The organism is Nocardioides sp. (assembly GCF_035481145.1).
GTDB lineage: Bacteria > Actinomycetota > Actinomycetes > Propionibacteriales > Nocardioidaceae > Nocardioides.
The window spans coordinates 41,927-55,910 of record NZ_DATIHB010000003.1 but is presented as its reverse complement, the minus strand read 5'-3'; the positions used below and the strand labels follow the sequence as shown (position 1 = coordinate 55,910).

Here is a 13,984-nt window from a genome sequence, read left to right as displayed (position 1 = left end):
GACCCGGACACCGTGCGCGGCTGCTGTCTCGGCGAGCCGCGCCCGTGTCTCCTCGGGGATGATCCGGCTCTCGGCGAGCGCCTTGTCGCCCCACGGACCGGGGTGCTCCACGAGCAGGAAGCCTGCGTCGACGGCAGCCGTGCCGGCCATCTGCTCGCCGGCGGCTGCGACCGAGCAACGGAACGGCGATGTCATGGCGAACATCCTGCCGGAACGGTGTGATCTGGCAGACTCGCGGGCATGGGAGAGAAGCCTGTACAGGGAGATGACGGGGGCAAGCCGCTCGAGGTGAATCTCGAGCTGCCGTCCTTCGGACTGCGCCGCAAGCGCAAGGAGCGCAACGCCTCGGCCGCCGGGGAGGCACCCGAGGTCGCTCCGGAATCCGCAGACGAGGAGCAGGTCAGTGCGCCCGCCGCCGGATCAGCGACGGAGACGCCTGCTGCTCCGTCTGCTCCCGCGGCTCCGGCCGTGCCGGCGAGTGGCGCCCCGGTCCCGCCTCCTGTCGCCGCGCCGGACGCGGAGACGCCCGGGACGTCCCGGTTCGCGCCGCCAGCTGCCGAGGCTCCCCCTGCTCCGGCGCCCGGTGCTGCTCCGGGGCCGTTCACGTTCGGTCAGCGGACAGCCGGCCAGCCCGCTTCCACCCAGCCCACTCCCGCCCAGCCTCCGGCACAGCCTGCGGAGGCACCGACCCCCGCCGTGACCGAGCCGGCCGCGGCAGCACCGGAGGCTCCCGTAGCACCGGCCGAGCCCTCCGTGTCCCACCCGCCCCAGCCGGCCGACGACCCAGCCTCTGCCCCGCCGTCGACACCGGCCGCCCCTGCTCCGGCTGCCCCCGCGGCTCCGGCCGAGGCTGCCCCGGCGCCGTACGCTCCGCCCGCGACCGACATCGAGCACACCGCGGTCCTGCCGTCCGTCGCTCCCGCGCAGCCGGCAGTCACCCCGGCGGGCACCCCGGCCAGCGACACGGCCGGCGATGCCACGAAGGCCGAGGAACGCCCGATGTACGTCGAGGAGCGGCTCGACGCCAAGGCCCGCAAGCCGAAGCGCGAGAAGGCACCGAGCGTCCCGAAGCCGCCCAAGGACCGCGCCCCGCTGGTCTCGGTGCCGGAGATGGCGGCCGAGCGCGGCGCCGCCATCGTCGGCCTGGTCGTCGGGCTGCTGGCCTGTGGCCTCACCTGGGTGAGCCTCCAGGGCTGCGAGGCGATCCGCGGCACCAGCTCCTGCGGCGGGCCCGGCTTCCTGGTCCTCCTCGTGATCCTGCTGCTGCTCGTGGTCGTGGGCGCCTTCCTGCTGCGCCTCTTCCGCGTGCCCCAGCCGCCGAGCACGAGCTTCCTCGCGGTCGGTCTGCTCTCGATGCTGACGCTGCTCTTCCTCGCCAGCTGGATCTTCGAGTGGTGGGTGGTCCTGATCATCCCGCCGCTCGCCGCCGGGTGCTACGTCCTCGCTCAGTGGGTCACGCGCCACTCCGCGGAGGACTAGGGACGGCCTGGGCGCAAGCGAAAGGCCCGGCGGCCGAGGAGTCCCACCGCATGGGCGTGAACTCTTCCTCGGCCGCCGGGCCTCTTCGCGTGCGCGGAGATCAGATCTGGCTGGCGATGATCTCCGCGAGCTGCACCGTGTTGAGCGCGGCGCCCTTGCGCAGGTTGTCGTTGGAGATGAAGAGCGCCAGGCCGCGGTCGCCGTCGACGCCCGGGTCCTGCCGGAGCCGACCGACGTACGACGGGTCCTGGCCGGCCGCCTCGAGCGGGTTCGGGATGTCGACGAGCGCGACGCCGGGGGCGTCCTCGAGCAGCTCGGCCGCGCGTGCGGGAGTCATGGCGGAGGCGAACTCGGCGTTGACCGCCAGCGAGTGGCCGGTGAAGACCGGAACCCGGACGCAGAGGCCGGAGACGCGGAGCTCGGGGATGCCGAGGATCTTGCGCGACTCGTTGCGGAGCTTCTGCTCCTCGTCGGTCTCGTTGAGGCCGTCGTCGACGAGGCCGCCGGCAAACGGGATGACGTTGTAGGCGATGTTCTTCTTGTAGACGCCCGGAGCGCCGAAGTCGACGGCCGAGCCGTCGTACGCCAGCTCGGTGGCCTTGTCGCCTGCGGCGGCCACACCGTTGGCGAGCTCGGCCACGCCGGCGACGCCGGAGCCGGAGACCGCCTGGTACGACGAGACGACGAGACGGACCAGGCCGGCCTCGTCGTGGAGCGGCTTGAGGACCGGCATGGCGGCCATCGTGGTGCAGTTGGGGTTGGCGATGATGCCGCGGCGGGCAGCGATCACGCCCTCCATCGCCTCGGGGTTGACCTCGGAGACGACGAGCGGGATCTCGGGGTCCTTGCGGAACGCCGAGGAGTTGTCGACGACGATGACACCGGCGTCGACGAAGCGCGGGGCGTGGGCCTTGGAGGTCGCACCACCGGCGGAGAAGAGCGCGATGTCGAGCCCGGTCGGGTCGGCGGTCTCGAGGTCCTCGACGACAACCGTGCGGTCACCGAACGGGATCTCCTTGCCCGCCGAGCGCGCGGAGGCGAAGAAGCGGATCTCGTCGACCTCGACGTTGCGCTCGAGCAGGATCTGCCGCATGGCGACGCCGACCTGACCGGTGGCGCCGACGACGCCCAGCTTGATGCCCATGGATCAATCCTCTCCAGTGCGCCCGGAAGGCGCCAACGAATATGCGGGCCGCGTCAGCGGCCGGTGCCGCCGTAGACGACGGCCTCGATCTCGTCCGAGCCGAGGTTGTACGCCGCGTGGGCAGCGTTGACGGCCGCCTCCACCTGGGACTCGGCGACGACGACCGAGACCCGGATCTCCGAGGTGGAGATCATCTCGATGTTGACGCCTGCGTCCGCCAGAGCGGCGAAGAACGTGGCGGTGATGCCGGGCGCCGTGCTCATGCCGGCGCCGACGACGGAGACCTTGCCGACGGAGTCGTCGTACTGCAGGCGCTCGTAGCCGACCTCGCCCTGGAGCTTGGAGAGCGCGGCCATGGCGGCCTGGCCCTCGGCCCGCGGCAGGGTGAAGGAGATGTCGGTGCGGCCGGTGGCGGCGGCGGAGACGTTCTGGACGATCATGTCGATGTTCGTCTGGGCCTCGGCGACGGCGCGGAAGATCGCGGCCGCCTCGCCGACCTTGTCGGGCACGCCGACGACCGTGATCTTGGCCTGGCTGCGGTCGTGCGCGACGCCGGTGATGATGGCGGCTTCCATGGTCTCTCCCTCGGTGACGTCTTCGGCCTTCACGACCCAGGTGCCTTCCTTGTCCGAGAAGGACGAGCGCACGTGGATCGGCATGTCGTAGCGGCGTGCGTACTCGACGCAGCGCAGGTGCAGGATCTTGGCGCCCTGCGCGGCCATCTCCAGCGTCTCCTCGTAGGAGATGCGGGGGACCTTGCGGGCGCGGGGCTCGATGCGCGGGTCGGCGGTGAAGATGCCGTCGACGTCGGAGTAGATCTCGCAGACGTCGGCCTTCAGCGCCACCGCGAGTGCGACGGCGGTGGTGTCGGAGCCGCCGCGGCCCAGCGTGGTGATGTCCTTGGTGGTCTGCGAGACGCCCTGGAAGCCCGCGACGATCGCGATCGCGCCCTCGCCGAGCGCCTCGACGATGCGGCCCGGGGTGACGTCGATGATCTTCGCCCGGCCGTGCTCGGCGTCGGTGATCACGCCGGCCTGCGAACCCGTGAACGAGCGCGCGTCGAAGCCCAGGCTCTGGATCGCCATCGCGAGGACGGCCATCGAGATTCGCTCGCCGGCGGTGAGCAGCATGTCGAGCTCACGGGCAGGCGGCAGCGGCGTGACCTCGTTGGCGAGGTCGATCAGCTCGTCGGTGGTGTCACCCATCGCAGAGACGACCACGACGACGTCGTGACCAGCCTTCTTGGTCGCGATGATGCGCTGTGCGACGCGCTTGACGCCTGCGGCGTCGGCCACGGAGGAGCCGCCGTACTTCTGCACGACAATGCCCACGGTTTTCCCTCACTCCACTGCTGGACGGATCCCGGGCGCGCCAGCGGGCGCTGCCCACGGGTCGTGAGTCTACCGGCGGGATAGGTGACCCTCAGTTGCTATCTCAGTCACGTACGCCGCACCCCGCGGCCGGCCAAAGTGTCAGTCTGAACCTTTGGACTCACCTGACAGTTCGGAAGTGTCAGGGGCGACCGAACTGTCAGCCTGACAGTTTGGCGCGGGCACTCAGCGGCGGATGATCCGGCGTTCGAGGGCAGCAGCCACCGCACCGGCCCGGGTGTCGACCCCGAGCTTGGTGTAGACGTGCGAGAGGTGCGACTTCACGGTCGCCTCCGAGACGAAGAGCTCGCGCGCCATCTCCTTGTTGCCCAGCCCCCGGCTGAGCAGCTCGAGGACCTCGACCTCGCGCTCGGTGATCGCGGTCGAGCCGGGCAGCGAACGCCGGACCAGCGTCGCCGCGACACTCGGCGCCAGGACCGTCTCGCCACGGGCCGTCGCCCTGATCCCGGCGAAGAGATCGGCGGGCGGCGTGTCCTTGAGCAGGTAGCCACGGGCGCCCGCATCCAGGACCCGGAGGATGTCGGCCTCGGCGTCGTACGTCGTCAGGACCAGGACCTCGGGCGGCTCCGGCAGCGCACGCAGCGCGGCGGTGACCTCGACGCCGCCGGCGACTCCCTCGCCGAGGCTGAGGTCCATGAGCACGACGTCGGGTCGCTCGGCCCGGACGGCGGCGACCGCGGCGTCCAGGACGTCCGCCTCCGCGACGACCGTGAGGTCGTCCTGGCCGTCGATGAGGGCGCGCAGGCCTGCGCGTACGACAGGGTGGTCGTCGACCAGCACGATCCGGATCATCGGGTCTCCTCGTCAGTCGCCAGGGCCCCAGACGTGACGGCATCAGGTGTCAGGGGGAAGTGGACGGTGAGAGTGGTGCCCTCGCCGGGGGCGCTGTCGACATCGACGGTGCCGCCAAGGGCCCGCACCCGTTCGCGGATGCCGGCCAGGCCGCGCCCTCGGGTGTCCTGCGGACGCACGCGCGCTGGCTCGAAGCCCCGGCCGTCGTCGCGGACGTCGAGGATCAGCTCGTCGCGGTGGAAGGTCAGCGTCAGCGCGACCCGGCTCGCCGCCGCATGCTCCCGCACGTTCGCGAGGGCACCCCGTGCCGTGCGGACCAAGGCAGCCGAGAGCGCTGCGGGCACCGGCACAGGGTCGCCGTCCACCCGGACCTCGACGCGGCCATCGGGCATCGCGAGCACGGCGGCACGGCGCAGCGCGTCCGGCAGCGCTGCACCGGAGGGGTCGGAGGCGAGGTCGGCGGGCGCGAGGTCCCGGACCACGCGGCGTACCTCGTCGAGGCCGTCGCGGGCGGTGGCTGCCGCGGTGCGGACGTGGTCGCGAGCGGCGGCGGGCTGGCGCTCCCAGGCCTGGTCGGCCGCCTGCAGGAGGAGGTTGATGCTCGAGAGCCCCTGCCCGACGGAGTCGTGGATCTCGCGGGAGAGCCGGGTCCGCTCGGCGAGCGCGCCTGTGCGGTGCTGCTCCTCGGCGAGGTCGGCCTGGGCCTCGACGAGCCGGTCGAGGAGCTCCTGGCGGGCCCGCGACTCCCGGTCGAGCGCGCGGTAGGCGAGCACCGTGACGAGGGCGACGCCGAGCGGTCCGGTGAGCTGGACCGGGTCGACACCCTCGGTGATCCGCAGCCAGGCGGCGGTGAGCAGGGCCGTCATCGCGATCACCACCGCGACGGCGGCACCGAACGGAAGGACGCGCAGCAGGGCGAACGCCACCGGGACGGCGCACCAGGCGAACGAGGGTGCCACGACCGTCAGCGCGCCCCACAGCACGACCATCGCCAGCGCCCAGGCCGTCGGCCACCATGCGCGCCCGGCGAGCAGCCCGCGGGTGGCGTAGGCCGTGCCCAGCACCGCAGCGCCCGCCAGCACTGCAGCACCCGCGATGCCCAGGCCGTGCCGGTCGACGTACCGCGCGCCGCAGGCGGCGAGCAGCACCACGAGCACGACCAGCAGCCAGCGGTCCAGGGCGCTCGCGGGCGCGAGGATCCCGCGTACGCCGGCGGCCGGGCCGGGTGCGGAGGCGGAGGGGGCGGGCATGGTTCCTCCACCCTAGGGACCGGAACCGGGCACGGGCATCAACCAATTGGCTATCGACGCGTGGCCGGCCGACCGACCGACGTGCCCGCACCCTGTCGCGGCGCAGAGTGGAGGACATGAAGCGAACCCACCTGCTGCTCAGCTCCCTCGTCCTCTCCACCACGCTCGCGGGGACCGTCGCATTCGTGGCTCCGGCCTCCGCCGACGCCGGCGGCCGCCCCACGGCGTACACGCTCCAGGGCGACGCCGTCGACGCCGCCAACCCGGCCGGCTCGAAGTTCGAGGGCATCGGCGCCGACGAGCGCCGCGGCCTCTTCTACGTCAGCGAGGTGACCGGTGGCGAGATCCACCGCGGCTCCGTCGGCAGCGCCGCCACGCAGGAGTGGCTCGCGGGCAACGGCACCGACGGCCGCTTCACCGCCCGTGGCATCACGGTCGACGACGCAGGCCGGATCTACGTCGCCGGCGGGCCCAACGGCATCGGCACCGACCGCCCCGACCTGTGGGTCTACTCCCCCACCGGCGAGCTCCTCGCTGCCCTCCGCGCACCCGGCACCGACGTCTTCCTCAACGACGTGGCCATCGGCACCGACGGCGCGGCGTACTTCACCAACTCGAACGACGCGCAGGTCTTCCGTGTCGCGGACGACGGCGCCGGCTGGAACGCCAGCCTCTGGGCGGACGCGACCGCCACGATCGAGCGGCGTACCGGCTTCAACCTCGGCGGCATCGTGCTCACCGCGGACCGCAGTGCCTTCGTGGTCGCGCAGGGCAACGCCGGCCTCCTGTGGCGCTTCGACCTCGCCACGCAGCAGGCCACCCGCGTCGAGACCGGCGGCGCCGACCTGGTCAACGCCGACGGGCTGGTCCGCCAGGGCGACCGCCTGACCGTCGTGCGCAACTTCAGCAAGATGATCGCGACGCTCTCCCTCGCCGACGACGGCTCCTCGGCGGCACTCGTCGCGCAGCAGCAGTCGTCCGCCGACCGTGTGCTCACCACCGCCAAGGCCCTGCGCGGCCGGATCCTCTACGTCGACAGCAAGTTCGACGAGCCGGTCGCCTCGGGTCCGTACGAGGTCATCACCAACCCGACCCGCTGATGCGACCGGCACCCCTGCTGGCACCACTGCTGTCGCTCCCGCTCGCGGTCCTGCTGACCGCGTGCGGGAGCGGCGGCGCCCCGACTCCCGCGACACCCGAGACGAGCCAGACCGTGATGACCCAGACGTCCGCCGACGCCGACCTCCTCCGCGCCGCCACGGCCGGTGACACCACACGGGCCCGCCGGGCCCTGCAGGACGGCGCACGTCTCGAGGCCCGCGACCTGCAGGGGCGTACGGCGCTGCTGCTCGCCGCGACGTACGACCATGTCGAGCTGGCTCGCCTCCTGGTCGCGGAGGGCGCCAGCCCGGACGCGCTCGACGACCGGCACGACACCCCCTGGCTCGTCACCGGTGTCACCGGGAGCGTGGCGATGCTCGAGGCGCTCCTCCCGGCCAACCCGGACCTGACGATCCGCAACAGGTACGGCGGCCTCTCCCCGATCCCGGCGAGCGAGCGCGGCCACGCCGACTACGTACGCCGGGTGGCCCGGACCGACGTCGACCTCGACCACGTCAATGACCTCGGCTGGACCGCCCTGCTCGAGGCGATCGTGCTCGGCGACGGAGGGGCCGACCACCAGGAGGTCGTCGAGGCCCTGTTGGGTGGAGGCGCCGACCCGTTGATCGCAGATGCCGACGGCGTCACCCCGCTGGCGCACGCCGAACGGCGCGGCTACGACGAGATCGCCGACCTGCTGCGCGACGCGACCCGCTGACGCTCAGCGAGTCACTCGCCGAGGATCGCCTCGGCGACCGCGATCTCCTCGTCCTCGCCGGTGAACTCGGCGTCGAGACGGTCGTGCGTGATGACGGCGAGCAGGGCGTTGAGTGCCGCCCCGGCGAGGTTGCCCCAGTTGCTGACGTAGGAGAACTGCCACCACCACAGCGCCTCGGCGGTGTTGCCGAGCCGGTAGTGGCGCAGGCCGTTGTCGAGGTCGGCCGCGATGCTCACCAGGTCGTCGGAGAGCTGGCTCTCGACGACCTCGGGGAGGTAGGGGTCGAAGACGAAGCTGTAGGTGTCGAGGTTGTCGAGCACCTTCGCCAGCGAGATCCGCAGGTCGTCGACGCCCTCGGGCTCGGGACCCACGTCGGGCTGGAACTCCTGGGTCGGGTTGAAGTCCTGCTGGACACCGAGCCGAGCGCCGGCGAGCAGCACCTGCGACACCTCCAGCAGCAGCATCGGCACGGCGACGCCGGCGGAGTCCTCCCGCGCGATCGCGTTGAGCGCGATCAGGAAGCTCTCGACCTGGTCGGCGATCTGCGCAGCGAACTCGCCGTGCTCCCCGTCGAGCGCGGCCAGGCGCTCCCCTCCGTCGTGGACCTCGACCTGTCCGTCGTCGTACTCAGCCATCTGCGCTCCTCCGTCCGGCGAATGCACGCCCCAAGGTCACTTCGTCGGCGTACTCGAGGTCGCCTCCCACAGGCAGTCCACTCGCTAGACGCGTCACACGCAAGCCCAGGGGCTTCAGGTTGCGCGTGAGGAACGTCGCGGTCGCCTCGCCCTCCAGGTTGGGGTCGGTCGCCAGGATGACCTCCTGGACCGTGCCGTCGGCGAGCCGCATCAGCAGCTCGCGGATCCGGAGCTGGTCGGGCCCGATGCCGTCGATCGGGCTGATCGCGCCGCCGAGCACGTGGTAGCGGCCCTTGAACTCGCGCGTCCGCTCGATGGCAGCGACGTCCTTGTACTCCTCGACGACGCAGATGACGCTCGGGTCACGCCGCGGGTCGCGGCAGATCCGGCACTGCTCCTCCTCGGAGACGTTGAAGCAGGTCGAGCAGAACTTCACCCGCTGCTTGACCTGGATCAGGACCTCGGCCAGCCGGCGTACGTCCTCGGGCTCGGCCTGGAGCAGGTGGAACGCGATGCGCTGGGCGCTCTTGGGACCGACGCCGGGAAGGCGCCCGAGCTCGTCGATGAGGTCCTGGACGATGCCTTCGTACAAGGCCCTGTCCTTTCAGGCCCGGCCGTCGCGAGCGGCGCGCTGCGCAGCTCCCGGCAAGGCGGAGGAGGGAGCCGATGCGGAGCATCGGCGACTGACGACAACGCCGTCCGGGGGCGCGCAGCGCGCCGCGCAGCAGGTCGGGATCTGGAAGGACAGGGCCAAGTCGAAGTCCTCAGAAGCCGGCGGGCGCGGAGCCGCCGCCCATGCCGGGAATGCCGCGGGACAGGCCGCCGGTGATCATGCCGATGCTCTGCTCGGAGGTGGCATCGGCCTTGGCCTTCGCGTCGCGGTAGGCCGCGACGATCATGTCGCCCAGGTCGCTCAGCTCGTCGGGGTTGGAGCCGTCGAACTCGCCGGCCTTCACCTGGACACCGAGCAGCTCGCCGTGACCGTTGACGGACGCGGAGACCGCACCACCGGCGACCGTGCCCTCGAACGCCGTGTTGGCCAGCGCCTCCTGGGCGACGGCGAGGTCGTCCTTCATCTGCTGCGCCTGCGCGAGCAGGGCGCTCATGTCGAAGCCGCCTTCGGCACCGAACGGGTTCTGCGTCATCTCTGTGTCTCCCTGTGATCGCTCAGCCGTCGTGGCGGATCTCGTCGATGATGGTGGCGCCGAGCTCGCGCTGCAGCAGCTCGGCGGGGTCGAGGCCTGCCGACTCGACGTCGGGGTCGTCACGGTGGGCCTCGGCGTCGGCTGCGTAGGGGTCGGGGCGCTGCGCCTGCCCACCCGGGTCGCTGGACGCCTGGCGCAGGGCCTCACGCGCGGGGTTGCTGGTCGGCCGGTCGCCGGCCGCGACCGAGCCGGCCGCCTGCTCGGCCGAGAGCGCCCGACGGTCCTCGGCGGACGGATCGTCCGGCTCGTCGTCGACCGGGGGCTCGGGAACGGCGGCCACAGGGGCGGCACTCACGGGCGCTGTCGGGCCGCCCTGGGCCACGATCGCCTCGACCCGCCAGGCGTGGCCGACGACCTTGACGCCGGCCTTGCTGACCAGGTCGGCGTGATCGCCACGGGTGAAGCTGTCGCGCGCACCGGCGCTGTCGAAGCCGAGCGTCAGCGTCGTGTCATCGACACCGACCACCTGCGCGTTGTTGGTGAGCAGCATCCAGGTCAGGCGGCGCATGCCCTTGATCTCGTTGATCATCGTCGGCCACAGGCCGCGGACGTCGGGAAGGCCGAAGCGGCTACCGCTGCCCTGCGGGGCTGCGGACTGCGGGGCAGGCTGAGCGGGGGTCGCAGACGCCGCCGGTGCGGACGGGGCTGCCGGCGCTGCCGGGGCTGCGCTGCCAGCCGGGGCCGCCGGAGCCGCCGGAGTCGGCTCAACTGAGATTGAGCCAGACGCAGCGCCACCCGATCCCGGACGGACGGCGTTCCAGCCGTGGGTCGCCGGATCGGCGCTCGGCGCAGAACCGGAGGCCGGAGCACCCGGTGCCTTACTTGATGTTTCGTAAGCCACGGCGGGAGCGGCGGCGGTCCCCTCATCTGGCCCCGGCTGACGCGGTGCCCCGGGGACGGAGGAGGCGACCTGCCGCGCAGCCGCACGGGCCGCAGCGAGACCCGACTGTGCCGTGGCGACGCCGCGCTGGGCGACGGCGGCACCGGCTTCGGCAACCGCGGCACGCGTGGCGCCCGGGGCCGGCTCGGCAACGGCAGGCGAGGTGCCAGCCGGCGCCCCACCACCCACGGCAGCCGCGGGCGCAGAGGCCGGGGCAGCACCGCTGATGGTCATCCGCCGCTCGAGGCGGTCGAGGCGCGCGAGCACCCCGTCGGACGTGTCGTCGGCACCGGGCAGGAGCACCCGGGCACAGATCAGCTCGAGGAGCAGGCGCGGCGCCGTGGCACCACGCATCTCGGTCAGCCCCTTGGCGACGAGGTCGGCGGCGCGCGAGAGCTCGATCGCCCCGAAGCGCTGGGCCTGGGCGACGAGCCGCTCGCCGGCGTCCTCGGCGACGTCGAGGAGCCCGGTCGACGGAGCGTCGGGGACAGCCGCGACGATGACCAGGTCGCGCAGGCGTCGGAGCAGGTCCTCGGTGAAACGGCGCGGGTCCTGACCGGTCTCGATGACCTTGTCGACGACGCCGAAGACGCCGGCACCGTCACGGGCCGCGAAGGCGTCGACCACCTCGTCGAGCAGCGAGTCGGGCGTGTAGCCGAGCAGGCCTGCAGCGAGGTCGTAGGTGACGCCGTCTGCGCCGGCGCCGCCGAGCAGCTGGTCGAGCACGGAGAGCGTGTCGCGGGCCGACCCGCCACCGGCGCGGACGACCAGCGGCAGCGCGGCCTGCTCGATCGCGACACCCTCGGCGTCGCAGAGCTGACCGAGGTACGACGTCAGGAGGCGCGGCGGGATCAGCCGGAACGGGTAGTGGTGCGTGCGCGAGCGGATGGTCGGCAGGACCTTCTCCGGCTCGGTGGTCGCGAAGACGAAGCGGAGGTGCGGCGGCGGCTCCTCGACGAGCTTGAGCAGGGCGTTGAAGCCCTGCGTCGTGACCATGTGGGCCTCGTCGATGATGTAGATCTTGTAGCGGCTCCGCACCGGCGCGAAGAACGCCTTCTCGCGCAGGTCGCGGGCGTCGTCGACACCACCGTGGGACGCGGCGTCGATCTCGATGACGTCGATCGACCCGGGGCCACCGCGGGCCAGGTCGCGGCACGAGTCGCACTCCCCGCACGGGTCGGCGATCGGCGCCTTCTCACAGTTGAGAGCGCGCGCGAGGATGCGCGCCGAGGTGGTCTTGCCACACCCGCGCGGGCCGGAGAAGAGGTAGGCGTGGTTGACGCGGTTGTTGGCGAGGGCAGCACGCAGCGGCTCGGTGACGTGGTCCTGGCCGATCACCTCGGCGAACGTCTCCGGCCGATAGCGCCGGTACAGGGCGAGGGGTGCTTCCACGTCGTGAACCCTAGTTGGCCGCACCGACAGGCACCATCGCCGGCCACCAGCTGACGGTCGCCTCGCCGGCGACGACGCCCGGCTCGCCGAAGGCAGCTCTCAGGAGAGGCGGGTGAACCAGCGACCCAGCCGTCCGCCGTGGCCCGGGCACGTCACGTTGCGGTCGCGGTCGTCCTCGACCCACTGGGCGAGCACCGCCGGGCCACCCCCGAAGGACCAGTCGGACCCGCAGCGCCCCAACGCGGTCGCCATCGACGTCTCGCCGGCCGCGCGCCACTCGGCCGCTCCGCCGGTGCGCAGGTCGCCGACGACCCTCTTCCACAGCGACGGCACCGAGTAGTAGCCGATCCGCAGTCCTGCGTCGCGGTAGCCGCGCGCAGTCCCCTCCACCACGGCGGCGTTCTCGGCGGTGTTGCTGCTCCAGTCGAAGTCCGGGACCGGCTCCACGTCGATCCAGACGCCGGGAGCGTCGAGCCCCGCGGTCCGCATCGTCTTCAGCGAGTACGCCGCCGCGGCGTACCCGGCGTTGCGGAGGGCGCCGAGGCGGGTCGTGCCGTCGTACGGACCGTCGTCCCTCACCCGCACGAGCGTCGCGGCAGAGGGCCACGACACCACCGCGTACGCCGAGATCAGCAGGCCGCGGGAACGGACCCACGCGACCTGGTCGGCCAGACACGGGTTGGGCGTGAAGCTCGGTCCGTTGGTGAGGCCGAGCACGACGAACTCGGCTGCGTCCGTCGGCATCGGCGCACCCTTGGACCGCTTCTGCGCGATGCCCATGCCCCTCGGGCACTGTGGCCAGCTGGCATCAGCACCCAGCACCCGCCGGTCCGGCCCGTCGGGAAGGGCCGAGCGGGCCGTCGCGTTGGCCTTCGCGATCGCCTCGTCGAGGCCCTCCGGGATCTCGATCCCGGGCTCGAGGGGCACCGCAGGCCGGGAGCCGGCCGGTGCGCTGGCCCCCGGCGAGGCCTGCGTGCCCGGCACCCTCGAGCGTGCCTCCGCCGGCTCTGCGGCAGGCGCCTGTCCCCCGCAGGCGCCCAGGAGGGCGACGAGGGTCAGCAGCGCGGCGGGAACGGCCCGAGAGGTCACCGCGCCAGCGTAAGGACAGCGACCCAGCGGCGTACGCGGAAATGCAAAGGCCCCCCATGCACCCGACAGAGCTCACCTGCCCTTGCTGCCTTCCGGCCCTGGGGGAGTTCAGCGAGATGCCGCCGCATGGGGGGTTGCCCCGAAGTCTAGGGGGCTCCGCCGACCGGCCCAAATGGCGGGGGCTGCCCGGGGCGATTTCTCGCCGGTCGCGCGGACCGGTAACCTCCTCTACGGATCTGTCGCCTAGTGGCCTATGGCGCACGGCTGGAATCCGTGTTGGGTTAACGCCCTCGGGGGTTCGAATCCCCCCAGATCCGCCATGAGGTGCTTATTCCAACCGTGAGGGTCCTTGACCCCCACGGTTGGGATGAGCCCACACAACCGAACCGACGTTCCGCGCCGTTTGGGCGCGTTCTGGGCGTCCCGCACGCGCCCGGTGTGCACCGGCACGACCGCCCGGTTTTGGAACGTCTGGGCGGCCTCCAGGACCTCCAGGAACGGCTCTCGCACGTCGGCGCCGTGGACTCCGTCCTCGCCGATGAGGATCCGGGCGAAGATCGCATCGTTGAGCGCACCTCGTGCTTCGTCGTTGGCGTTCCGGTAGAGCGTCCGTACGTCAGCGAGCAGCCCAAGGCACTCCGTCAGAACGTCGGCACCCGTCGCGAGCGCCGCTCCGCTGTGGGCGTGATCGGCCTCGAGTCGGAGCCGCTCCTCTCGCAGTGCGTTGACGCGCTCTCGGATCTTGTCCTGCGGTAGTCCCGCCTCGGCGAGGTCGATGAGGCGCTCCTCGCGCTTGTCGATGTCGGCCAGCCGCTTGGTGAGCGATGCATGGAGTTCACGAAGGCTGGCTTGCTCATCAGCAAGTGCTTCATGCATGTTCGCGGTCACGAGTTCGGCGAAGTCGCTCG

13 protein-coding genes, 1 tRNA gene, 1 other RNA gene and 1 pseudogene are annotated in these 13,984 nt (G+C 72.2%); 5 read left to right on the top strand and 11 right to left on the bottom strand.

Features of this window, described 5'->3' with window-relative positions; genetic code table 11:
* Positions 1 to 195 (bottom strand): annotated as a pseudogene (locus VLF38_RS00380) (hypothetical protein); the annotation flags it as partial.
* A 45-nt stretch (positions 196 to 240) separates the two neighbouring features.
* Here VLF38_RS00380 and VLF38_RS00375 point away from each other — a divergent pair.
* Positions 241 to 1,479: a hypothetical protein gene (locus VLF38_RS00375; protein WP_325269311.1), complete on the top strand. Its 1,239-nt coding sequence runs from the start codon at positions 241 to 243 to the stop codon at positions 1,477 to 1,479.
* Between the two features lie 100 nt (positions 1,480 to 1,579).
* On the opposite strand, the gene VLF38_RS00370 is transcribed toward VLF38_RS00375, so the two are convergent.
* The 4 genes from VLF38_RS00370 to VLF38_RS00355 all read right to left on the bottom strand — a co-directional run bounded on the left by VLF38_RS00370 (position 1,580) and on the right by VLF38_RS00355 (position 6,056).
* A complete protein-coding gene (locus tag VLF38_RS00370; protein WP_325269310.1) occupies positions 1,580 to 2,623 on the bottom strand; it encodes an aspartate-semialdehyde dehydrogenase in 1,044 nt (347 codons plus the stop codon).
* A 53-nt stretch (positions 2,624 to 2,676) separates the two neighbouring features.
* The gene (locus tag VLF38_RS00365) at positions 2,677 to 3,954 is read right to left on the bottom strand and encodes an aspartate kinase (RefSeq protein WP_325269309.1); all 1,278 of its coding nucleotides are present in this window, start codon (positions 3,952 to 3,954) and stop codon (positions 2,677 to 2,679) included.
* Positions 3,955 to 4,179: 225 nt separating this feature from the next.
* A complete protein-coding gene (locus VLF38_RS00360; protein ID WP_325269308.1) occupies positions 4,180 to 4,806 on the bottom strand; it encodes a response regulator transcription factor in 627 nt (208 codons plus the stop codon).
* Positions 4,803 to 6,056: a sensor histidine kinase gene (locus tag VLF38_RS00355; protein ID WP_325269307.1), complete on the bottom strand. Its 1,254-nt coding sequence runs from the start codon at positions 6,054 to 6,056 to the stop codon at positions 4,803 to 4,805. Before VLF38_RS00355 ends, VLF38_RS00360 begins: the two co-directional genes overlap by 4 nt.
* Positions 6,057 to 6,172: 116 nt before the next feature.
* Here VLF38_RS00355 and VLF38_RS00350 point away from each other — a divergent pair, with 116 nt between their 5' ends.
* Complete coding sequence (locus VLF38_RS00350) at positions 6,173 to 7,156, top strand: gluconolaconase (protein ID WP_325269306.1); 984 nt, start codon at positions 6,173 to 6,175, stop codon at positions 7,154 to 7,156.
* Complete coding sequence (locus tag VLF38_RS00345) at positions 7,156 to 7,875, top strand: ankyrin repeat domain-containing protein (protein WP_325269305.1); 720 nt, start codon at positions 7,156 to 7,158, stop codon at positions 7,873 to 7,875. The genes VLF38_RS00350 and VLF38_RS00345 overlap by 1 nt, the downstream gene beginning before the upstream one ends.
* 11 nt (positions 7,876 to 7,886) lie before the next feature.
* On the opposite strand, the gene VLF38_RS00340 is transcribed toward VLF38_RS00345, so the two are convergent.
* The 6 genes from VLF38_RS00340 to ffs all read right to left on the bottom strand — a co-directional run bounded on the left by VLF38_RS00340 (position 7,887) and on the right by ffs (position 13,212).
* The gene (locus tag VLF38_RS00340) at positions 7,887 to 8,510 is read right to left on the bottom strand and encodes a DUF5063 domain-containing protein (RefSeq protein ID WP_325269304.1); all 624 of its coding nucleotides are present in this window, start codon (positions 8,508 to 8,510) and stop codon (positions 7,887 to 7,889) included.
* Positions 8,503 to 9,102, bottom strand: coding sequence for a recombination mediator RecR (gene recR / locus VLF38_RS00335; protein WP_325269303.1), 600 nt, complete (start codon positions 9,100 to 9,102; stop codon positions 8,503 to 8,505). Before recR ends, VLF38_RS00340 begins: the two co-directional genes overlap by 8 nt.
* Positions 9,103 to 9,274: 172 nt before the next feature.
* Positions 9,275 to 9,655, bottom strand: coding sequence for a YbaB/EbfC family nucleoid-associated protein (locus tag VLF38_RS00330; protein WP_325269302.1), 381 nt, complete (start codon positions 9,653 to 9,655; stop codon positions 9,275 to 9,277).
* Between the two features lie 22 nt (positions 9,656 to 9,677).
* A complete protein-coding gene (locus VLF38_RS00325; protein WP_325269301.1) occupies positions 9,678 to 11,987 on the bottom strand; it encodes a DNA polymerase III subunit gamma and tau in 2,310 nt (769 codons plus the stop codon).
* Positions 11,988 to 12,086: 99 nt separating this feature from the next.
* The gene (locus tag VLF38_RS00320) at positions 12,087 to 13,076 is read right to left on the bottom strand and encodes a hypothetical protein (RefSeq protein WP_325269300.1); all 990 of its coding nucleotides are present in this window, start codon (positions 13,074 to 13,076) and stop codon (positions 12,087 to 12,089) included.
* Positions 13,077 to 13,121: 45 nt separating this feature from the next.
* Positions 13,122 to 13,212, bottom strand: an RNA gene (gene ffs, locus VLF38_RS00315) — signal recognition particle sRNA small type.
* Positions 13,213 to 13,308: 96 nt separating this feature from the next.
* Between ffs and VLF38_RS00310 the strand changes: the two genes are divergently transcribed.
* Both VLF38_RS00310 and VLF38_RS00305 read left to right on the top strand, forming a co-directional pair.
* Positions 13,309 to 13,396: transfer RNA gene (locus VLF38_RS00310), tRNA-Ser, on the top strand.
* 118 nt (positions 13,397 to 13,514) lie between these two features.
* Positions 13,515 to 13,832 carry a hypothetical protein gene (locus tag VLF38_RS00305; RefSeq protein WP_325269299.1) on the top strand — a complete coding sequence of 106 codons (318 nt, stop codon included), beginning with the start codon at positions 13,515 to 13,517 and terminating at the stop codon, positions 13,830 to 13,832.
* The last annotated feature ends 152 nt before the right edge of the window (positions 13,833 to 13,984 follow it).

Excerpts from the sequence above, each read along its gene's own strand:
- VLF38_RS00375 (WP_325269311.1), top strand. The coding sequence starts at position 241 with ATGGGAGAGAAGCCTGTACAGGGAGATGACGGGGGCAAGCCGCTCGAG.
- VLF38_RS00370 (WP_325269310.1), bottom strand. The coding sequence starts at position 2,623 with ATGGGCATCAAGCTGGGCGTCGTCGGCGCCACCGGTCAGGTCGGCGTC.
- VLF38_RS00360 (WP_325269308.1), bottom strand. The coding sequence starts at position 4,806 with ATGATCCGGATCGTGCTGGTCGACGACCACCCTGTCGTACGCGCAGGC.
- VLF38_RS00355 (WP_325269307.1), bottom strand. The coding sequence starts at position 6,056 with ATGCCCGCCCCCTCCGCCTCCGCACCCGGCCCGGCCGCCGGCGTACGC.
- VLF38_RS00350 (WP_325269306.1), top strand. The coding sequence starts at position 6,173 with ATGAAGCGAACCCACCTGCTGCTCAGCTCCCTCGTCCTCTCCACCACG.
- VLF38_RS00345 (WP_325269305.1), top strand. The coding sequence starts at position 7,156 with ATGCGACCGGCACCCCTGCTGGCACCACTGCTGTCGCTCCCGCTCGCG.
- VLF38_RS00340 (WP_325269304.1), bottom strand. The coding sequence starts at position 8,510 with ATGGCTGAGTACGACGACGGACAGGTCGAGGTCCACGACGGAGGGGAG.
- VLF38_RS00330 (WP_325269302.1), bottom strand. The coding sequence starts at position 9,655 with ATGACGCAGAACCCGTTCGGTGCCGAAGGCGGCTTCGACATGAGCGCC.